General features: G+C 39.1%; 21 protein-coding genes. 13 read left to right on the top strand and 8 right to left on the bottom strand.

The features are described from left to right. Positions 1–3: 3 nt before the first annotated feature. The 6 genes from J5F42_RS05560 to J5F42_RS05535 all read right to left on the bottom strand — a co-directional run bounded on the left by J5F42_RS05560 (position 4) and on the right by J5F42_RS05535 (position 8,649). Positions 4–2,265, bottom strand: coding sequence for an LPS-assembly protein LptD (locus J5F42_RS05560; RefSeq protein ID WP_097699194.1), 2,262 nt, complete (start codon positions 2,263–2,265; stop codon positions 4–6). Between the two features lie 2 nt (positions 2,266–2,267). Beyond that, entirely contained in the window at positions 2,268–2,747 is a 480-nt protein-coding gene (locus tag J5F42_RS05555; protein WP_097699195.1) for an RDD family protein, read from the bottom strand. A 48-nt stretch (positions 2,748–2,795) separates the two neighbouring features. Next, positions 2,796–4,070, bottom strand: coding sequence for a phosphoribosylamine--glycine ligase (gene purD, locus J5F42_RS05550; protein WP_283491210.1), 1,275 nt, complete (start codon positions 4,068–4,070; stop codon positions 2,796–2,798). A 314-nt stretch (positions 4,071–4,384) separates the two neighbouring features. Then, complete coding sequence (locus J5F42_RS05545; RefSeq protein WP_097699808.1) at positions 4,385–5,071, bottom strand: ABC transporter ATP-binding protein; 687 nt, start codon at positions 5,069–5,071, stop codon at positions 4,385–4,387. Next, a complete protein-coding gene (locus J5F42_RS05540) occupies positions 5,065–5,769 on the bottom strand; it encodes a di-trans,poly-cis-decaprenylcistransferase (RefSeq protein ID WP_097568499.1) in 705 nt (234 codons plus the stop codon). Before J5F42_RS05540 ends, J5F42_RS05545 begins: the two co-directional genes overlap by 7 nt. A 39-nt stretch (positions 5,770–5,808) precedes the next feature. After that, complete coding sequence (locus tag J5F42_RS05535) at positions 5,809–8,649, bottom strand: FAD-binding and (Fe-S)-binding domain-containing protein (RefSeq protein ID WP_283491209.1); 2,841 nt, start codon at positions 8,647–8,649, stop codon at positions 5,809–5,811. A 71-nt stretch (positions 8,650–8,720) separates the two neighbouring features. Between J5F42_RS05535 and J5F42_RS05530 the strand changes: the two genes are divergently transcribed. The 3 genes from J5F42_RS05530 to crcB are packed head-to-tail and all read left to right on the top strand — an operon-like array spanning position 8,721 to position 10,181. Then, positions 8,721–9,059 carry a rhodanese-like domain-containing protein gene (locus J5F42_RS05530; RefSeq protein ID WP_000888817.1) on the top strand — a complete coding sequence of 113 codons (339 nt, stop codon included), beginning with the start codon at positions 8,721–8,723 and terminating at the stop codon, positions 9,057–9,059. A gap of 2 nt (positions 9,060–9,061) precedes the next feature. Continuing rightward, positions 9,062–9,742 carry a uroporphyrinogen-III synthase gene (locus J5F42_RS05525; RefSeq protein WP_283491208.1) on the top strand — a complete coding sequence of 227 codons (681 nt, stop codon included), beginning with the start codon at positions 9,062–9,064 and terminating at the stop codon, positions 9,740–9,742. A 46-nt stretch (positions 9,743–9,788) separates the two neighbouring features. Next, entirely contained in the window at positions 9,789–10,181 is a 393-nt protein-coding gene (gene crcB, locus J5F42_RS05520) for a fluoride efflux transporter CrcB (RefSeq protein ID WP_097699805.1), read from the top strand. 58 nt (positions 10,182–10,239) lie between these two features. Here the strand turns inward: crcB and hemW are convergent, their stop codons facing one another. Then, positions 10,240–11,277 (bottom strand): radical SAM family heme chaperone HemW, encoded by a 1,038-nt coding sequence (hemW, locus tag J5F42_RS05515; RefSeq protein ID WP_283491207.1) that lies wholly within the window; start codon positions 11,275–11,277, stop codon positions 10,240–10,242. Positions 11,278–11,372: 95 nt separating this feature from the next. On the opposite strand from hemW, the gene J5F42_RS05510 reads away from it, so the two are divergent. The 6 genes from J5F42_RS05510 to folP all read left to right on the top strand — a co-directional run bounded on the left by J5F42_RS05510 (position 11,373) and on the right by folP (position 15,841). Continuing rightward, positions 11,373–11,663, top strand: a complete 291-nt coding sequence (locus tag J5F42_RS05510; protein WP_000755904.1) for a c-type cytochrome — start codon at positions 11,373–11,375, stop codon at positions 11,661–11,663. Positions 11,664–11,823: 160 nt separating this feature from the next. Continuing rightward, positions 11,824–12,291, top strand: coding sequence for an RNA pyrophosphohydrolase (locus tag J5F42_RS05505; protein WP_000902591.1), 468 nt, complete (start codon positions 11,824–11,826; stop codon positions 12,289–12,291). 1 nt (position 12,292) lies between these two features. Continuing rightward, positions 12,293–13,510, top strand: a complete 1,218-nt coding sequence (locus J5F42_RS05500) for an aspartate kinase (RefSeq protein ID WP_283491206.1) — start codon at positions 12,293–12,295, stop codon at positions 13,508–13,510. After that, positions 13,507–14,049 carry a DNA replication regulator HobA gene (hobA, locus tag J5F42_RS05495; RefSeq protein ID WP_079363359.1) on the top strand — a complete coding sequence of 181 codons (543 nt, stop codon included), beginning with the start codon at positions 13,507–13,509 and terminating at the stop codon, positions 14,047–14,049. The genes J5F42_RS05500 and hobA overlap by 4 nt, the downstream gene beginning before the upstream one ends. Further along, a complete protein-coding gene (locus J5F42_RS05490; protein WP_283491205.1) occupies positions 14,046–14,702 on the top strand; it encodes a DNA polymerase III subunit delta' in 657 nt (218 codons plus the stop codon). The genes hobA and J5F42_RS05490 overlap by 4 nt, the downstream gene beginning before the upstream one ends. Continuing rightward, the gene (folP, locus tag J5F42_RS05485; RefSeq protein WP_283491204.1) at positions 14,699–15,841 is read left to right on the top strand and encodes a dihydropteroate synthase; all 1,143 of its coding nucleotides are present in this window, start codon (positions 14,699–14,701) and stop codon (positions 15,839–15,841) included. The genes J5F42_RS05490 and folP overlap by 4 nt, the downstream gene beginning before the upstream one ends. Before the next feature lie 94 nt (positions 15,842–15,935). Here folP and J5F42_RS05480 read toward each other — a convergent pair whose 3' ends face one another. Next, complete coding sequence (locus tag J5F42_RS05480; RefSeq protein ID WP_000301293.1) at positions 15,936–16,397, bottom strand: HP1233 family protein; 462 nt, start codon at positions 16,395–16,397, stop codon at positions 15,936–15,938. A gap of 374 nt (positions 16,398–16,771) precedes the next feature. Between J5F42_RS05480 and J5F42_RS05475 the strand changes: the two genes are divergently transcribed. The 4 genes from J5F42_RS05475 (at position 16,772) to carA (ending at position 20,676) form a co-directional block, all read left to right on the top strand. Beyond that, the gene (locus J5F42_RS05475) at positions 16,772–17,668 is read left to right on the top strand and encodes a DMT family transporter (protein WP_078271207.1); all 897 of its coding nucleotides are present in this window, start codon (positions 16,772–16,774) and stop codon (positions 17,666–17,668) included. Positions 17,669–17,671: 3 nt separating this feature from the next. Continuing rightward, complete coding sequence (locus tag J5F42_RS05470; protein WP_283491203.1) at positions 17,672–18,919, top strand: glycosyltransferase family protein; 1,248 nt, start codon at positions 17,672–17,674, stop codon at positions 18,917–18,919. Between the two features lie 78 nt (positions 18,920–18,997). Continuing rightward, the gene (locus J5F42_RS05465; RefSeq protein ID WP_001237418.1) at positions 18,998–19,549 is read left to right on the top strand and encodes a DUF507 family protein; all 552 of its coding nucleotides are present in this window, start codon (positions 18,998–19,000) and stop codon (positions 19,547–19,549) included. Continuing rightward, complete coding sequence (carA, locus tag J5F42_RS05460; protein WP_283491202.1) at positions 19,549–20,676, top strand: glutamine-hydrolyzing carbamoyl-phosphate synthase small subunit; 1,128 nt, start codon at positions 19,549–19,551, stop codon at positions 20,674–20,676. Before J5F42_RS05465 ends, carA begins: the two co-directional genes overlap by 1 nt. Positions 20,677–20,729 lie beyond the last annotated feature (53 nt).

Here is a 20,729-nt window from a genome sequence, read left to right as displayed (position 1 = left end):
TTCTTACTTACGCTGTAAAGAGCGGTAAGTTACATTGGTTTTAGTGATCGGTGAAAAGTCTAATTCTAGCTTAACATAGTTATTTTCAAACACTCTTATAGGTTGGTTGGGATCGCCGGTGAGGATAGGGCGTCTTTGGTTGACGAATTGAAAGCCAATCCCAAAACAACGGATTTTTTTATAAATCCCCACATTCCAACTTAGAACCACATTGTTTCTAATATCATAACCCACATCCGCGCTCATGGAAAAGTAACCAAAGTCGTTGCTAAAACCCGCCTTTAAATAATCCGCAGGATTTTCTACAATACTATTAATCCCACTGCTAAAATTGTTTCTTAAAAAATAAGAGAGGTTAAAGCTTAAAAACTTGCGTTGGTAATTGGCGTTCACAGAGATTTCTTCTAAGCGGTTTTGATAAAACGAATAAAAGACATTCCCAAAGATGTTCAATCCCGTTAAGGGCGAAAACCCGATCTTGCTCTCTAGTGGCATTCTAAAGGGCGAAACTTTATCGTCAAGATTGATGAGTTGCGATATTTTAAAATACAACAACTCTTGCCCCCCTAAGCCATAAAGGTATTGCGTTAGGGTTAAATCCACCGTCTTATTGCTCGCATTGATAGGTAAAATACTGCTAGGATTCCACACCGAGTCATACAAACGCCCTTGATAATCATAATCTCTCAATAAAGGCGAAGTGTAGCTGTTTAAAGCTTGCGCGCTTAAAGCATACATATTTTGAGAAAACAAGCCGTTTTTAAAGGTGTAATAAGGGATGTTGAAAATCGCTTCTAGTTGGATCGTGTGGAAAAGCTTGTTGTATTCTCTGGCTAAATCCGTATTGACATACATGGAAAAATTTGAAGACACAAAATTCCCAAATTCCCTTGATTCATTAGGGATCGTAGGCACGAAAGAATTTTTAGATTGCATTAAAGCCACATTAGACAGTTGGAGATCGTTCCAAAGCCCTAAAGATAAATACTTTTTAAACAAAGAAAATTGCAAGCCCACCGGCACATTCAAAGCGTTTTGCACATAGCCATAGCCGATCTCTCTTGCGGTGTTTCTAAACTGATAATCCACCGAATACAACAAATTTTTAAAATACAAAGAATTTAAATATTTATGATATTGCAAATTAGGGACAGATTGGAAAGTGCGGTTATTGTTGATTTTATTCAGGTTTAAAAAATACTTGATATTCAAGCCGTAATAATGATTTTCTGTTTGCAAGTAGTAATTCGCCCTAGACATGTGCGTGGCGTCCGTGATACGCTTATTAACCTTTTCAAAACGCACATAGTCCAAATCGTTCATGTATAAAAAGTCAATGTAATGCCCGTTGTCAATATTAGACTTAAGATGAAAGTATTTTTGTAGAGTGTCCCTGCTAGAGCTTAAAAATTCAAATCCGTAGATATTTTGATTCCTCAAATCATAGCGTTTGACATATTGAGTGTAATTCCTAAAATAGCGTGCATTGAATAAAAACCTGTCGTTTTTAGAGTTGATGTAGCGCGCTTCAAAATTCAAGCCAAAACCCCTTTTATAGCGGATTTGTGGGGTAAAGGTCATATCCCATGAGTTTTTGGGGGCTAAATAAAAGGGTTGCAAATAAATAAAGCCGTCTAAGTTGGAAGTGCCAAACTCAGGGTATAAAAACCCGGTAGTTCTTTTATTGCTAGTGGACATGAAAATATAGGGCAAATACAATACAGGAATATCACCGACATAGATCTTAGGATTCCACATAGACAAATGCGATTTTTGCATGTTGAATGAGCCTGAAGTCGCATTGACATGCCAAATGGGGTTATCAATGCTGCACCCTGAAGCGCTCATGTTTTTAACCTTATATTTTTGATCCTTCCCGCTAGCGATATCCGCGCTCACCCAAATCCCGCTCACGCTGTCTTGGACATAAAAGGGGAAAATGATTTCATATTTTTCATTCAAGCTCAATTTCACATAATCGGTTTTAACGAGCAAGCCCTCGCCCCTATAAACCTTGATATTGCCCTCTAATAACGCTTCTTTAGTCTTGGTATCATAACGCACCTTGTCCGCTAGAATATACACATCATAATTCAATAAGATCGCATTCCCTGATGCGGTTATCACATTGTCCTTAGCGCTCACTTTATCCGCAAGGATTTCAAAAATCTTATGGTTTTGTTTGTCAAATCGTTGCATAGCGATTTCTTTAGCCTCTAATGCGCTCAACAAAAAAAAGACCGCCAAATACAACCAATAAATCATGATTAAAACAACACCAAAAGACTTTTGCTTTTTTCTTCATGCCACGCCCTATGATAGGGGTTTTTAAACACCACAAACCATAAAAAGGGGCATAGAAAAACCACGATCTTTAACCCTAAACGCTTCAATAAAATAGCCCTACTGGGGCAATCCGCTAAATAAATATCAATAATTTTAATCCTAAAAACCAGTTTAGCCAAACTCATCTTGCACAAACACACAAAAAAGATTTCATAAATGCCATACAAGACGATAAAACCCACCGCAACAAACGCGCTGTGATAAATGGGGTTAGCTAGCCAATATAAAGAATGCAAGAAATCGCATGCGTCTAAAAGATCGCTCAATAAAAACGCTACCAACAAACCATCAATTAAAAACGCTAAGATGCGCCAATACAAGGGGCATAAACGCATTTTTTCACGCATAAGGAGTGTTTCTATGATTTCAGTTTCTTCTTTTTCTAAATTTGGAGAGCGCATTCAAAAACAAACAAGACAAACTCTTTGGTTTGTCTTAAACTTTAACCTTTAAGAATATTCTTTCAAATCTAACACCTTAAAACCAATATCCTTGCGATAAAACATGCCTTCAAAATGCACCTTTTGAGCGATTTCATAAGCATGGTTTCTGGCTTCTAATAAGGATTTTCCTCTGCCAATGGCAAAGATCACCCTCCCCCCACTGCTTTCAAACACGCCATTATCCTGCTCCACCTCCCCTAAAATCAAATGACCCTTTTTTTCATCAACCGGATCAATATAAAGGGTTTGTTTGGGCGAAGAGCTAGTGGGGTAATTCCTAGAAACAAGCGCCACACTCATCACAAATTCTTTAGAAAACACCAATTCAAGAGAATGCAATTCCCCCTTGGCTGTAGCCAAACACAAATCTAAAAGCGAGCTTTCTAAAAGGGGTAAAATCGTCTGGCATTCAATGTCTTTAAAACGCACGCTAAAATCCAATAAATACGGCTCTAAAACGCCCTTTTCTTCTATGACCACAATTTCAGCGAGTAAAACCCCTTTAAAAGGCGTGTTATCAGCTTGAAGTTTCTCTAAAGTGGGTTTAAAGATATGATTTTTTATTTTCTCTTCTAATTCATTAGAGAAAAAGTTTGCAGGAGCGATGGCCCCCATACCCCCCGTATTGACCCCATTATCCCCCTCTAATAAGCGTTTGTAGTTTTGGCAAAAGGGCAACAAGATAAAATCATCATTGGCTATGAGCGCTGTAACTGAAAGCTCAAACCCCTCTAAAAAAGGCTCTATGATCACAGACTCATTGCTCTGTTTGAAAGCGTCTTCAAGGATTTTTAACGCTTCTTCTTGTTGATGGACAATGCTTGTGTTTTTATTCAACGCCTTAATCACTAAGGGGAAGGAAGCGTTTTGAATGTAACTCAAAGCTTCTTTTAAGTCGTTTGTTTCAAAATAAGACGCGCTTTTGATACCGCATTCTTTAACAAAAGCTTTCATATAGCTTTTAGAAGCCTCTAACTTAGCCGCTTCTTTAGAAGCCCCAAACACCAAAATACCCGCTTTTTCTAGCATCTCTGTAAGCCCTAAAACCAAAAGCTCTTCTTCTGAAATGATGGCTAAATGGATCTGTTTTTTCAGGGCTAATTCCACGATATGCTCGTAATGTTCGCATTCCAGATTTTCGCCTAAATCTTGAGTGCCACCATTACCCAAACAAAAATACAAAGCATTCACTCGCTCATCTTGCTGAAGCCTTTGAGCCAAAGCATACTCTCGCCCCTTATTCCCCACAATTAAAACATTATAGTTATTGTTATCTTTCATGTCTTCCCTAAAATGTGGTTGTTTTTAAACCCAGATGACCGCTACTTTTACATGCGCATAAGTTCAACAAACCTACACTATTAAGGCTAGGAGGATCTTCTTAGGGGCAGATTTAAAAAAATGCCATCACACAAAAACCACTACCTTAGCCTAACTTATTTTTTCAACGAACTTGCCATCAAATAAGAAACGCAAATCACCCAGGCGATGCTTACAATTATACTTAAATTTTAAAGAAATTCCATGCAAAAATATTCCAGCGATCCGTGATAGTTTTGATTGGTGTTTAGGCGTTTTAAGAGAAACTGACTGATTTATTTCAACCTTTCTTTATACGCTACCTCCAAACTGCTATACCCTTTTTTCAATTCTCCCACACCCCCAAAAGCCACTACTTTGGCTTCTTTTAAAAAAATCGCGCTGTCTAAATACTTTTCCACATCCACCACCAAATGCGTAGAGACTAATAAGCTTGCGTTTTGACTAAACTCCTTAGCGATTAACTCAAAAATCTCTTCTCTTGCAATAGGGTCAATCCCAGCCACCGGCTCATCAAAAAGATACAAAGAAGCGTTTCGTGATAGGGTTAAAATCAGTTGCAATTTTTCCCTCATGCCTTTTGAAAGGGCTTTGAACTCTCTTTTTAAAGGCACGCTGAAGCGTTTGAGTAAATCTAGGGCTTTTGATGAATCAAAATCGCTGAAAAAATCCTTGTAAAAAGCGATCGCTTTTAAAGGCGTTAATTTAGGATCTAAAAAATCGCCATCGCTTAAAAACGCCACGCTTTTTTTAGTCTCTATGCCGATCTTTTGATTTAAAATTTTCACTTCCCCCTGATAGTTCAAATTCAATCCGGCTAAAATTTTTAACAGAGTGGTTTTACCCGCCCCATTAGGGCCTAAAAGCCCTATAAATTGCTGTTTGGGTAGTTTCAAACTGATATTGTCTAACGCTTTTAAACTCCCATAAGTTTTAGTCAAATTCTCTATTTCTACTAGCATTTTAATTCCCCGAATTTGCGCACTCTTTTGTAAAAATCGCTAATGATATTTTCTAAATCTTTAGGGGTGAAATCAGGCCATAAAATCGGCGTGAAAAACAATTCCGCATAGCTGGACTGCCACAATAAAAAATTAGACAAGCGCATTTCCCCTCCTGTCCGTAACAACAAATCCACTTCCGGCAAATCATGCGTGTCTAAACGATGAGAGATTTCATTTTCTAAGCTTTCTATATTATTGATATGGTTAGGTGGGTTTTCTAGCAAGCTTTTAAACGCCCTTGAAAGTTCGTTTTTAGATCCGTAATTAAGGGCTAAAACTTGCGTAAAATCCTTAAAATGCCTGGTATCGTTTTCAAGCCGTAAAATCGTATCTCGTAATTCTTTAGAAAAGCCCTCTAAATCCCCTATCGCCCTAAAGCGTATGTTATTATCCAAGTAAGTGGATCGCTCATCTTTAAGGTATTTTTTAAGCATTTTCATTAAAAAATCCACTTCACTTTTGGGGCGTTTCCAATTTTCCGTAGAAAAAGCGTATAAAGTCAAGCATTCTAACTTATGGTTAGCGCACCAGATCGTAATGTCTTTAAGGGTTTTTACACCCTTTTTATGCCCATAAGCCCTAGCTTTATTCTTTAATTTAGCCCACCTGCCATTACCATCCATAATAATGGCAAGATGTTTGAGAGCGTTATCCAATGCCTTTACCCTTTAAAGAAAGTCCCTAATTATACACCATTAAAGCGTACAAGCATCCACTAAATAAGCGATATGCTGCCAAGCAAATTGGGTTTTTTCACTCAAACCGATTTCACAAGTGCTAGAAGTGGAAAAACCTCTTTTAAGATCATAGGATTGATAAAATTCTTGAAAGCCGTTTAAAGCGCTCTCGTTTAGTTCAGGGGTGAAAAAGCCCTTATTCCCCGCAAAGCCGCAACAACCCGTCTCTTTATGGATGACAATCTCGCCCAAAGTGCATTTTTTAGCCAAATTGAATAACAACTCTTCTTTATTCTCTAACTTTAAAGCGCACATCGTGTATAACCCTATGTCTTCGTTAATGGGATTGAATTTTAATTTTGGGCTTAGAACTTCTTCAATATAGACGCTCAAATCATAGACTTTCAAATCCTTATAAGCTTTCATTTGCTTGAAAAAATGCGTCGAACATGCGCTATGGTCTAAAACGATCGGTATCTTGCCGTTATCGCTTAATTGTAAAAAAATCGCATGGTTTTTCTCATTGTTTTGTTTGGTTAAGTCGGTGTAATTAATAAAGGCTTTCCCGCAACAAAGCGCGTTCAATCCATTAGGATACATTACCGAAACTTTGGCTTTTTGGCATAAGGATTCAAACACTTCTTGAATGCATCTTTTATCCGCCATTTTGGTTGATGGAGCGAACGAGCGGTTGATGCAAGTGCTGAAATAAATGACTTTTTCTTCGCTCTTATGCGTTTTATTTTCTAAAGGATAAGCATTGTTTTTGGGCATGTAATGAAAGGCTTTAGGGAAGGGCTTGATGAATTTTTTAATCCCTTTGGTCAGGCTCACTAAGTTGTGAGAGCCTATGAGGTTTTGAACTAAGCGAGCGCTTTTTAAAGAAAAACGAGCCACGCTTGTGGTTGTTTGCATGTTATTAAGGATCTTTGAAGCGATCTTTTCGCCTTTAGGGTTTTTTTGATAATAATTTAGGGCGATCTTTCCGGTATCAATTCCTAAAGGGCATAGCATAGAGCACATATGGCACACCGCGCAAGTGGCGTGTGCTAAATATTCAGACTCTTTTAAAAGCTCATTTAATAAAACTTGATCTTTATGATGACCATGACTTACCCTTTCTTTTAAGCGCTCTATCTCTCTGTGGATAACGATGCGTTGTCGTGGCGTTAAAGATAAATCTTTGCTAGGGCAAACCCTTTCACAAAACCCGCATTCCATGCACATGTCCAAATGCTCTTCAATAGGGTGAATGCTCTTTAAATTTTTAGTGTGGATTTCTTTATCGTTTGTGATGATCACATCAGGGTTTAAAATGCCGTTAGGATCAAACAATTCTTTGATTTGTTTGTGGATCTTATAGGCTTTTTCTCCCCACTCCATTTCCACAAAGGGGGCTACCATCCTGCCTGTGCCATGTTCGGCTTTAATGGAGCCAGAGCTTTCGCTCACCATTAAAAACATCTCAGAAACTAAATTTTCAAACGCTTTTCTTTCAGCTTCATTTTCTAAAATCGGCGTAACGACAAAGTGCAAATTCCCGCTTAAGGCATGCCCAAAAATAATGCCATTATCCTTAAAACCATGTTTTTTTAAAAGCCCTTCAATCGCTTTTGCCCCCTCTACAAAATCCTCTTGACTGAAGCACACATCTTCAATGATCACAGAGCTTTGGCTTTTTCTTTTTGACGCTGCGATAGGGAAAATGCCTTTTCTGATCTTCCACCACGATTGATAAATATCAGGATCACTACTGATTTGAGAATCTAAAACGACCGGTATCGCACTCAAGGCGTTTAAAATCGTTTGCATGTTGTTTTCTAAAATCAAAGGATCATCGCTTTCGCTTTGAATGAGTAAGCATGCGTTAGGCTCTTTGATTTCTAAAACCACGCTAGGCATGCCCTCTAAATTTTTCACGCTTTTTAAGGACGCATAATCCATAAGCTCTGCTGAAGAAATCATTTCAGGTTGTTTGGCTTTTAAAGCGGCTAAAATTTGAGCGGCTTTGGCGCATCGCTCTAAATTTTCATAAAACAATAACGCGCAAGTTTTATAAGCGTAGTCTTTCACGCATTCTAATCCCACGCTTGAAATAAAGCCTAAAGTCCCCTCAGAGCCTATGAATAAATGGCTGATAATCTCAATAGGGTCTTCAAAATCAATGAGAGCGTTTAAGCTGTAGCCGGTGGTGTTTTTGATCTCGTATTTTTTCTTAATGAGAGCATGCAATTCTTTATCTTTTAAGATTTCTTTTCTTAAGTTTAAAACCCCTTCAATCAAATCCTTGCGCGCGTTTTTGAAACTCTCAACGCTCTCTTGATTGGCCGTGTCTAAAAGAGTGCCATCAGCTAAAATCACTCTTAAGGATTTTAGGGTTTTGTAGCTGTTTTGCTCCACCCCGCAACACATCCCGCTAGCGTTATTAGCGACAATCCCCCCTATCATAGCGGTGTTTATCGTAGCGGGATCTGGGCCTATTTTTTTATGGTAAGGTTTTAATAAAGCGTTCGCATGGCTTCCTATGACTCCGCATGAGAGCTGAATGCTTGTAGCGTTATTTAAAATGTGAGCGTCTTTGAAAAAATGCGCCACCACCACTAGCACCCCATCACAGCTCGCCTGCCCTGATAAGGAGCTTCCAGCCGCTCTAAAAGTCAATGTAACGCCATGCTTTTTGGCTAAAACGCAAAGCTTTTGAATTTCTTCTTCATTTTTCACCCAAGCGACTATTTTAGGGATATAACGATAACATGACGCATCAATGCCATAAGCCAAACGGCGTAAATAATCCTTAAAGATCCGCTCGTTTAAAAACCCGCTCGCTTCGGTAAAAAAAGCATGATAATTTTCTTCCACACGCACTCCTTAAACATTCCTATTTATCAAATCATTGTAACATAACCTTACTTTAAAAATTAAGGATAAACATGCTTGAAGATTATGCGATCAGTTTAGAAGAAGTCAATTTCAATGATTTTATTGTCGTAGATGTGCGCGAGTTGGACGAATATGAGGAATTGCATTTGCCTAACGCTACGCTCATTAGCGTCAATGACCAAGAAAAGCTCGCTGATTTTTTATCTAAGCACAAAGATCAAAAAGTGTTGCTCCATTGCAGGGCTGGTCGCAGGGCTTTAGATGCGGCTAAAAGCATGCACGAATTAGGCTATACGCCCTATTATTTAGAGGGCAATGTCTATGATTTTGAAAAATACGGCTTTAGAATGGTCTATGATGACACTTCTTTGAGTGGCAAAAAAAACTAAGCATGAGGGAGATTGTATGGGTGCATTCTCAAAGAATCGCCCCTTATAAGACTCTCATCTTAAATGAATTGTGCTACTATCCTTTAGAATTAGATTTAACCCCTTTTAACGCCCTGATTTTCACTTCTAAAAATGCGGTGTTTTCCTTGCTAGAAACCCTAAAAGACAGCCCCAAACTCAAAATGTTACAAAACATTCCTGCCTACGCTTTGAGCGAACCCACCGCCAAAACTCTACAAGATCACCATTTTAAAACCGCCTTTATAGGGGAAAAAGCCCATGGCAAGGAGTTCGCCAAAGAAATCCTTCCTTTATTGGAAAAAAAAAGCGTTTTGTATCTTAGGGCAAAAGAAATTGCCTCTTCTTTAGACACCATTCTTTTAGAGCATGGCATCAATTTCCAACAAGCCGTTGTTTATGAAAACAAGCTCAAACATTTGACTTTAAACGAACAAAACGCCTTAAAACCCAAAGAAAAGAGCGTTCTTATTTTTACCGCTATAAGCCACGCAAAAGCCTTTTTACACTATTTTGAATTTTTAGAAAATTACACCGCTATAAGCATTGGCAACACGACCGCTCTTTATTTACAAGAACAAGGCATTCCAAGCTATATTGCCCAAAAGCCCTCCTTAGAAGCGTGCTTAGAACTGGCTTTAAGTTTGAGGATTAAGGAATGTTAAAAACATCTTATTATAATGCTCTCTATTGATTTTTAAAGGATGATGCATGAATTTTGTCTTTTTATGGGCCGCTTTAGGGGGGGCTATAGGGAGTTCGCTAAGGTATTTTGTGGGCAAAGTGGTGCCTAGTAAATTTTTAATGTTTGAAAGTTTCCCTTTAGGGACTTTTAGCGTGAATCTCATAGGGTGTTTTGTCATCGGCTTTATGGGGCATTTGGCCGCCAAAAAAGTTTTTGGCGATGATTTTGGGATTTTCTTTGTTACTGGGGTTTTAGGGGGTTTTACGACCTTTTCTTCTTATGGGCTAGACACTTTAAAACTCTTGCAAAAATCCCAATACCTTGAAGCCATTTCTTATGTCTTAGGCACTAACCTTTTAGGGCTTATTGGGGTGGCTATCGGGTGGTTTTTGGCTAAAAATTTTGTAGGCGTTAATTAAAAAACGCTTTCTAGCATTTTTTAATTATTATAATGCTCCATTGAAGCAGAGCCTACAATCACAACAGCCACAAAGCCATTTCATCGGCCATGAAAAAATCGCTCGCTACCAATCGGTTATTTTTAATGAAAGCCTTATTTTCTTCAATCAAAAACTTTACTTTATTTTTATCTAAGAAACTAAGCTCAACCCCCAGCACGCACCTCAAGCCCAAAAACAATTTTTCTAAGCGCTTGTCTTGTTTATTAAGCGTCTCAACTTGGCGTTTTAGGGGGTCTTTAATGTAGTTTTCTATGAGTTTTTTCGCAAAAAAGCGCTCATTCGCCACGCAGCCCACAGCCCCAGCCCCACACCCTAAATAATCTTTAGCCCCCCAGTAAGCCAAGTTGTGTTTGACTTGATAATTTCTAGCGTAATTAGACACTTCGTATTGCTTGAAAGAAAAGCCCTCTAAAACCTCTCTCACCACATTGTCAAAATCCACGCTTGAGGGTTTTTTGGCGTTTTTTTCTAAATTCGTGTTTTTTTCAACGCTCAAAGCATAAGCGCTCAAGTGGTTGATAGGGAGTTCTTTGGCGAGTTTTAGTTCTTCTTTTAAAGAGTTTTCATTGTCTAATGGGGTGTTATAAATCAAATCAATACTGATATTTTCAATCCCGCTTTTTAAAATAGTTTCTATCACGGGGGCGATATTTTTGGAATGCTGGCGCTCTAAAAACAACAATTTATCCTCCCTAAAACTTTGCACCCCTAAACTCAAGCGGTTGATCCCTAAATCTTTTAAGCCTTGACACCAAGCTTTAGAAATGAGTTCAGGGTTAGCTTCAGTGGTGATCTCACAATCCAAACTCAAGCTTGCATGTTGATGAATGCTTTCAAAAACCCTTTCAAAAGCCTTCACGCTCAAAGTGTTAGGCGTGCCGCCGCCAATAAAAATACTTTCAATTGGTTCGTCAGTTTGGCTTAAGGCATGCCTTAAATCCAGGCATAGCGCTTGAGTGTATTCTTCTTTTAACCCATGCTTGTTTTCATAAGAATTGAAAGCGCAATAACCGCATTTATTTTCACAAAAGGGGATATGAATGTATAAAATCATATTTATTTCTCCCATTTTCACTTCATTTTTTAAGCAAAACTTAAACTTGTAATTGTATCATTTTAGGATTATTTTGGTAATCAAGGAGACAAACGATGAAAAAGGTTATTATGGCTTTAGGCGTTTTGGCGTTCGCAAACACCTTAATGGCAACCGATGTTAAAGCTCTTGTAAAAGGTTGTGCCGCTTGCCATGGGGTTAAGTTTGAAAAGAAAGCTTTAGGCAAAAGCAAAATCGTTAACATGATGAGTGAAGCAGAAATTGAAAAAGATCTTATGGATTTTAAAAGCGGTGCTAACAAGAATCCTGTCATGAGCGCGCAAGCTAAAAAATTAAGCGATGAAGACATCAAAGCTTTAGCCAAATACATCCCCACTCTCAAATAAACCCTCCCAGTTTTAATAGCGTTATTTGGGCGCTATTAAAATGGGTTTCAAACCCTTTTTTCTTAATTTTTGATTTTAATGGCATTCTTAACCCTACTTAAAGCCAGCATACACTATAATACCATCTTAATCAAACAAGAAAGAGCTAAAATAAAGACCTATGCTACATAAAAAATATCGTCCTAACGTTGCGGCCATTATCATGTCGCCAGACTACCCTAATACATGTGAAGTTTTTATCGCTGAGCGCATAGACATTGAAGGGGCGTGGCAGTTCCCCCAAGGGGGCATTGATGAGGGAGAAACCCCTTTAGAAGCGCTTTATAGAGAATTATTAGAAGAAATTGGCACGAATGAAATAGAGATTTTGGCGCAATACCCCAGATGGATCGCCTATGATTTCCCAAGCAATATGGAGCATAAATTCTATGCGTTTGACGGGCAAAAACAACGCTATTTTTTAGTGCGCCTAAAGCATGCTAACAACATTGATTTGAACAAACACACGCCAGAATTTAGGGCTTATCAATTCATCCATCTTAAGGATTTGCTTAAAAAAATCGTTCCCTTCAAACGCCAAGTGTACCGCCAAGTCATCGCTTATTTCAAAAGAGAGGGGTATTTATAGGGTGTTAATCGTTCAAAAATACGGCGGCACGAGCATGGGCAGCATAGAAAGGATCCACAATGTCGCTCAAAGGGTTTTAGAAAGCGTTAAATTAGGGCATCAAGTCGTGGTGGTGGTTTCAGCGATGAGCGGCGAAACCGATCGGCTTTTAGAATTTGGCAAGAATTTTAGCCATAACCCTAACAAGCGAGAAATGGACAGGATTGTGAGTGCTGGGGAATGGATTTCAAGCGCGGCTTTGAGCATGGCGTTAGAAAGATACGGGCATAGGGCCATTTCCTTGAGCGGGAAAGAAGCGGGCATTTTAACCAGCTCGCACTTTCAAAACGCCGTGATCCAATCCATTGACACTAAACGCATCGCAGAGCTTTTAGAAAAAAACTACATTGTAGTGATCGCTGGGTTTCAAGGCGCTGATATTCAAGGCGAAACAACGACTTTAGGGCGTGGGGGGAGCGATTTGAGCGCGGTCGCTTTGGCCGGGGCTTTAAAAGCGCATTTGTGCGAAATTTATACGGATGTGGATGGCGTTTATACCACTGATCCGCGCATTGAAGAAAAGGCTCAAAAAATCACGCAAATCAGCTATGATGAAATGCTTGAACTGGCTTCTATGGGGGCTAAAGTTTTATTAAACCGCTCGGTAGAATTAGCTAAAAAACTCAGCGTGAAATTAGTGACTCGCAATTCGTTTAACCATAGCGAAGGCACGCTCATTGTGGCTGAAAAAGAGTTTAAAGGAGAACGCATGGAAACCCCTATAGTGAGTGGGATCGCATTGGATAAGAATCAGGCTCGTGTGAGCATGGAGGGCGTAGAAGATCGGCCAGGCATTGCCGCTGAAATCTTTGGCGCTTTAGCGGAATATCGCATTAATGTGGATATGATCGTCCAAACGATCGGCAGAGACGGCAAAACCGATTTGGATTTTACGATCGTTAAAACCCAAATAGAAGAAACCAAGCAAGCCTTAAAGCCTTTTTTAGCGCAAATGGATTCCATTGATTATGATGAAAATATCGCTAAAGTTTCCATAGTGGGCGTGGGCATGAAGTCGCATTCTGGGGTAGCGAGCATCGCTTTTAAAGCCCTAGCCAAAGACAATATCAATATCATGATGATTTCTACAAGCGAGATTAAAATTTCGGTTTTGATTGACATTAAATACGCTGAATTAGCGGTTAGAACTTTGCATGCGGTGTATCAATTAGATCAATGAAAAATTTCTACGACTGGATCAAGGAATTTGTGCGCGATCAAGGGGAGTTTATCGCCCAACAAAGCGGGTGGCTGGAATTAGAGCGATCAAGCTATGCCAAACTCATCGCGCAAACCATTTCGCATGTGCTTAATGGCGGATCGCTGTTGGTGAGCGCGGATTCTTCTAGGCGCTGGTTTTTAAACTACATTCTTTCTAACTTAAACCCTAAAGATTTAAAAGAGCGCCCCTTATTGTCCGTCATTGATTTTAACGCTTCTTCTTTCTACCCCAAAAACGATGCGAATCTTTCTCTAGCCACCATAGAGCTGACTTATCAAAACCCCATGTTTTGGCATGTTGGGAGGGTTGAAAATGAAGGCTTGAAAACCTTACTACTGAGTAAAATCCCTAGTTTTTTATGGCTTTTTGAAGAGCTTAAAGAAGATTGCTTGCTTTTAAAAGAGCATGATAGTTTGCTGGATTATAAATTATTGCAACTCTTCAAACTCTTTGAAAACGCGCTTTTTAGCGCGCTATACAATAAGGTTACTTTGTGAAAAACTCCAACCGCCTTATTTATACAGACAATCTTGAAGAGAGCCTAGAAGAGACTGCAAGCCTTTTTGAACACCACATTAAATTCTACACCGAGATCATTGAAAAAGACAAAAAGGTGATCAAAACTTTTAACAAGGATTTTAAAATAGAGCATGCCAAAGAAGTCCTATCCAAAGCCAACCTAAAACACAGCGAATTAAACGCCTTTTTAATCGCCGCGCCCAGCTATGGCGTAGAAGCTCAAAACGCGCTTTTAAAAATCTTAGAAGAACCCCCAAATAATGTTTGTTTTATCATGTTCGCTAAAAGCCCAAACCATGTGTTAGCCACCATTAAATCCCGCCTAATCAAAGAAGACAAACGCCAAAAAATCCCTCTAAAACCTTTAGATTTGGATTTATCCAGGCTGGATTTGAAAGATGTTTATGCGTTTTTAAAAAATTTAGACAAAGAAAATTTTGATTCCAGAGAAAATCAGAGGGAAAGGATTGAAAGCCTGTTAGAGAGCGTTAACAGGCATAAGATCCCCTTAAACGAGCAAGAATTGCAAGCCTTTGATTTAGCGATCAAGGCTAACAGCTCTTATTACAAGCTCAGCTACAATCTTTTGCCCCTACTTTTAAGCCTTTTATCTAAAAAGAAAACGCCATGATTGTAAAACGCCTTAACCCTGATGCGCTCAAAAACGCCCTTTTAAAAACCGGATCAGAAAAATCCGCTCAAACCCATATGCATAAAAAAGGTGTCAGCTTTGTTTTTGAAATCCAACATCTGCCCTTAAGCGCAACGCTCATTTTAAAGCAAGAGGCCATAAGCGTTGGGGGCGATTTTGCCACGCCAAGAGATTGTATTTTGGCTAAAGAGCCTTTTTATGATGGGGTGTTGATTGCGAGCGCTAGCCAATTAGAACGCCTTATTGTTAAGTGCCATTCCCAACCCTTTGGGCTTAAACATTTAGCGCAAGAATTAAAAAGCCACCTCAAAGCCCCTAAGCCTAACGCTTCTCAGATCATGGCAATCTTGAATCTCACGCCGGATAGTTTCTATGAAAAGAGCCGTTTTAGTAGCAAAAAAGCGCTTGAAGAAATCTATCAATGGCTAGAAAAGGGTATCACGCTCATTGATATAGGCGCGGCCAGTTCAAGGCCAGAGAGTGAAATCATTGATCCAAAAACAGAGCAAGATCGCTTAAAAGAAATTTTATTAGAAATCAAATCCCAAAAACTCTACCAATGCGCTAAATTCAGCATAGACACCTACCATGCCACAACGGCCCAAATGGCTTTGGAGCATTATTTTTCCATCCTTAATGACGTGAGCGGTTTTAATAGCATTGAAATGCTAGAAGTCGCAAGAGATTACAAGCCCACTTGCGTTTTAATGCACGCTCAAAAAACCCCCAAAGACATGCAAGAAAATGTTTTTTACCACAATTTATTTGATGAAATGGATCGCTTCTTTAAGGAAAAACTAGAGGTTTTAGAAAAATATGCGCTTCAAGATATTATTTTAGATATTGGGTTTGGATTCGCTAAATTAAAAGAGCATAATTTAGCCTTAATCAAGCATTTAAGCCATTTTCTTAAGTTCAAAAAACCCCTATTGGTGGGAGCGAGTCGTAAAAACACGATCGGGCTTATCACCGGGCGTGAAGTTCAAAACCGGCTCGCTGGCACTTTGAGCTTGCATTTAATGGCGCTGCAAAATGGGGCGAGTATTTTAAGAGCGCATGATATTGATGAACATATCGATCTCATCAAGGTGTTTAAGAGTTTGGAAGAAGCGGATTGAACCCAATTTTTGGTTTTGTTTTAATCAAAAACGTTGGTGATAAAAAACGCTCAAAAGCGTTTTTGATGATCAGTTCTCCATTTAACCCTAATCTTTAAAGAACCACATCCATAGACGAAGGGTTGTTGTAAGCGTTTTGGTAGCGTTGCAAAAAATCGTTATGGTTGGTGGCGTTAAAGGTTTGAAAGGCTTTTTTGTGCAAGCCATTCACCGGTTGCTTGGGAGCGTTTTCCACTTCTTTAGAGAATTTCCCGTTATAAAAATCCGTCAAGCTATAAAGCGACTGGGCGGCCAAGCGTTTCTGGCTCTCATCCATTCCGGCCGTAGCCCTTAAAAAAGCCTCATACTCTCTATCGCTCATCAATTCTAAAACCAAAAAGCCGTAAGTCTCTCGCTTGTCAGGGTTAAAGGGGAGGTTTTCTGTTGGAGCGTCCTTTTTTTCTCGCTCTATTTTTTCTGCGCTTTCAATAGGAGCTAGGTCTTCTTTAGGAGCGCTTTTAGCGTTTAAAAGCCCATAGAGGTTAGAATCAAACTGATTGATAGAAGAAACAGCCATGTGAATTTCCTAAAATTGGATTTTACGCTAATGTTAAGCAAAATTCATTCCATAGTGAGGCTAAAAAATTTAAAAGGCGATGGATTAAAAGTTTTTCTAATAGTGGCATTCAAACCCTTTAAAAAGGGTCTAGGAGTTTATTTTCAAAAAGGATTCGTGTTTTTGTGTTTTCATATTTCTATAAGGAGTTTGAAATGCTGAAGCTTCTAGAATGATTCTAGACAAAACAAAAGGTAAAACTCCTAGAACATTGTTATAGCATGATTTTACCAATCAATGCAACTTTTATGTTTTTAGAGCTTAAAAACTTTAATCCTTAATTAGAGATTTTAGGTTAAACTACCCTAAAATCTTTAATCTAATGGGTAAAAGGCATGCGTAATACCATTTTATTTGGCGTTTCAATGATACTCTTGGCGAATTTATGCTTTGGGATCATGAGCGCGTTTGTTAAAATCACAGCGGATTATTTTTCCCCTATGGAAAACGTGTTTTACCGCTCCATTACCATGACGCTTTTGCTCTTATTTATTTATCCTTTCAAACCCTACCGCTTGAAGAGTTACAAACAGGGCGGTTTTAAAAAGCTCGCTTTTAGGGTCGTTGTGGGGGGCTTAGCCATGCTGGCGTTTTTTTATAATATTGAAAAAATTTCGCTCGCCACAGCGACGGCTTTCTCGCAATGCGCACCGATTTATACGGTGCTTCTTTCCCCTTTGCTTTTGAAAGAAAAGCTCAAAAGAAGCGCGTTAATTTCTGCATGCATCGGGCTAGTGGGGGTGGTGCTGATTTCAGATCCTAGCGTGGAAAATGTAGGACCAGTTGAAATCATTATGGGAATATTGAGCGGGATCTTTGTGTCTTTAGCGTATATCACTTTAAGGGATTTGAGGGAATATTACGACAAGCAAGCCGTGATTTTAGCGTTCGCCTTTGGCATGAGCCTTCTTGGATTAATAGGCATGTTTATTGATATTCCTTTTTTATCCACAGGCATTCATATCCCTAGAAAAGAAGACATTTTGTGGATTTCTTTAATAGGGGTTAGTGGGACTTTAGGGCAGTATTTCTTAACCTATGCTTACATGAACGCTCCTGCTGGGATCATCGCCCCCATTGAATATACCCGCATTGTTTGGGGGCTGTTGTTTGGGCTGTATTTAGGCGATACATTTTTGGATCTTAAAAGCTCTTTAGGGGTGGCTTTGATTTTATGTTCAGGCTTACTCATTGCCTTGCCCGCTCTTTTAAAAGAATTAAAAAAAATTTAAGCCATGCAACTAAGCCCCTTACAAAGCGCTCTGTTATACTTTAGCTATTTTATTTATCCAGAGAAAAAAACAAGAAGCTTTGATTTAAGCGATTTAGTCTTTATTATCATGGTTTTTTTAGTCCTGGCTTTGGGGCTGTTGATGAGTGAAGAAATTTCTATCAGCTACAATGAAGCGAAGGATTTTTTTTATAGCAGCGCATGGTTTGTTCAAATCGCTCAAAAAAGCACCGCCATTTTAGGCCAAAACGATTTGGCTTTGAGGTTGCCTTTTTTGATCGCTCACGTCATCAACATGTTTTTATTTTATTTGATAGGGCGAAACATTTTAAAAAAGCCTAAAGACGCCCTTTACGTGGTATTGACTTACGCTTTATTGCCTGGGGTGAATCTCTTTGCGATTTTACTGGCTAAAAGCGTGCTGGTGTTAAGCCTTGGGCTTTTGGTTAGCTATTTGTATATCAAAACCCAAAAAATCCCTTATTTAACCCTTAGCGCTTGCGCGTTTTTAGACGGCGCGTTCATCCCGCTTTTACTAGGGGTTTTTGCCTACGCTTTAAGGAGACGCTATTTTAAGAGCGCGATCTTTATTTTGGTGGTTTTAATTGTGAATACCGCTCTTTTTAGCGGGAGCTTCAATAAGGGCTTGCCTAGCGGGTATTTTATAGACACATGCTTAGAACTCATGCTCTTATACTCGCCCTTATTGTTTCTCTACTACCCTTATACGCTCTATAAAGCCCTTTTTAATAAAAAGCCATCGTTACTAGCCTTTATGAGCGCGAGCGGTTGGCTTTTCCCTTTGCTTTTGAGCATGCGCCAAGAGATAGATTTAAGAACTTTCGCCCCCTTAGCGTTAATCGGTTTGCCCTTGTTTATTAAAAGCGTTTTGAATAGCCTTAGGGTGCGTTTAAAGGAATTTAGGGGGCAGTATTATTTGCGCGTTTTTAGTTTGTATCTTTTAATGCTCACTGAAACGCTTTTTTTATGGGGGAGTAAAATTTCTGGCGCTAATGAAAAATTATTAAACCGGCATTTCTTAGCCAAAGAAGTCGCTACAGCCTTGCAATTAAGGGGCATCCATCAAATCCGCACTAACGATAAACAACTCGCTTTAAGGCTTCAATTTTATGGCATTAAAGAAGGGGGGAGATTAAGACTGATCAACACTAAGATTTCTAAAAAACGCCCTGATATTACAATCATCTACGCTGATAAAATTCTACAATCCTATAGTTTGGTGCGCCATTAAATCCATTCTTTAAAAAGCGTTTTATCTAAAAAACGATAAAATACACTCTAAAAATAAATAAAATACGCGAGAAAAATCATGAGACTCAAACTAACCCATATAAACCATATAAGCCATAAGATTGCCAACGACTTTATCCATTCAAAATTATTAGAATTAAAAGCCCCTAGGGAATTATTGTGTGAATTGATAGAAGGGATTTTGGAAAAAAGCGTTAAAAAAGAAAACGCCATAGATGAGCAAGCCAGAGAGCTTTTAGAAGAAAACACCGATGAGATAGAATTCATGCGGATGGATGAAAGGCAGCTTTTTTGGATGATTAAAAGACAGATCGCTCAAAAAGAGGGCTTTCATTTGTTTTGGGAAGAAAGGTGCAACGATTTGTCGCACCAGATTTTGAATAAAATCTTAGATGAAGATTTGATCATGTTTAGCGTGTCAGAGAATTTGATAAGAAACTTGATTTACAAATCCATTGACACTTATTCTAAAGCGTATGAAAGCATTGAAAATGAAGTGCATGAAAAAATCAAGCATTACAAACGCAAACTGCCCGTAGGGAGCGATGAATACGAGTTGGTGTTTGAAAGGCTCTATGAAGAAGAATTAAGACGCAAGGGCTTTTTATAATGGTCTCCCTCTATTTAGAAAACGGGCTTTTTTTGCAAGCGCAAAGTTTTGGGGCTAGTGGCACGCAAGCGGGCGAACTTGTTTTTAACACTTCTATGAGCGGTTATCAAGAAGTCATTAGCGACCCTAGCTATAAGGGGCAATTCGTGGTTTTTAGCATGCCTGAAATTGGGGTTGTGGGCGCTAATCCTAAAGATGATGAATCCTTTTTTTCATGTGCAGGGGTTTTAGTGCGCCATTACAACGAATTTTTTTCTAACTCAAGGGCGGATTTTAGCTTGAGCCTTTATTTGAAAGAGCGTGGCGTTTTAGGGATTTGTGGCGTTGATACCAGGAGTTTGATTAAAACCTTACGCCATCATGGGTGCTTGATGATGGTCGCTTCCACGATAGAGCATGACAAAAACAAGCTTGAAGAAATTTTAAAAAACGCCCCTAGAATTTCTCATTCCCCCCTAGTGTCTAGCGTTTCTACGCCAAAAATAACAACCCACCAACGCGCTACTTTTGATTTCAAAACCCTAGATTACAAGCCTTTTGATGAAAAGACCTCTCATAAAATTATCGCCGTGCTAGACTTTGGGGCTAAGGGCAATATCTTAAACGAGCTTCAAAATGTGGGGTTAAAAGCCCTTATTTACCCGCACCACACTAAAGCTAGCGAGCTGATTAAAGCCTATGAAAAAAAAGAAATTAGCGGGATTTTCCTCTCTAACGGGCCAGGCGATCCTTTGAGCTTGCAGCAAGAAATTGGAGAAATCAAGCAACTCATTAACGCTAAAATCCCCATGTTTGGCATTTGCTTAGGGCATCAATTGCTCTCTATCGCGCAAGGCTACCCTACTTACAAGCTCAAATTTGGCCATCATGGGAGCAACCACCCCGTTAAAAACCTAGAAACAAACGCCGTGGAAATCACCGCGCAAAACCACAACTATTGCGTCCCTGAAGCAATTGAAGAAATCGCTGTTATCACGCACCGCAATCTTTTTGACAACACCATTGAGGGCGTGCGTTATAAAAACGCTCCCATCATCTCTGTCCAGCACCACCCAGAAAGCAGCCCCGGTCCCAAAGAGAGCCACTATATTTTTAAGGAATTTGTGGGATTGTTGGAGAGCTTTTAGGGGTTTTTAAACACCTTATAAAGGTTGAAAAGCGCTTTAAAAATAGATTTAAA

The organism is Helicobacter pylori (assembly GCF_030062585.1).
Lineage (GTDB): Bacteria > Campylobacterota > Campylobacteria > Campylobacterales > Helicobacteraceae > Helicobacter > Helicobacter pylori_CN.
The sequence above is the reverse complement of the archived record's forward strand: the minus strand, read 5'-3'. Positions and strand labels throughout refer to the sequence as shown.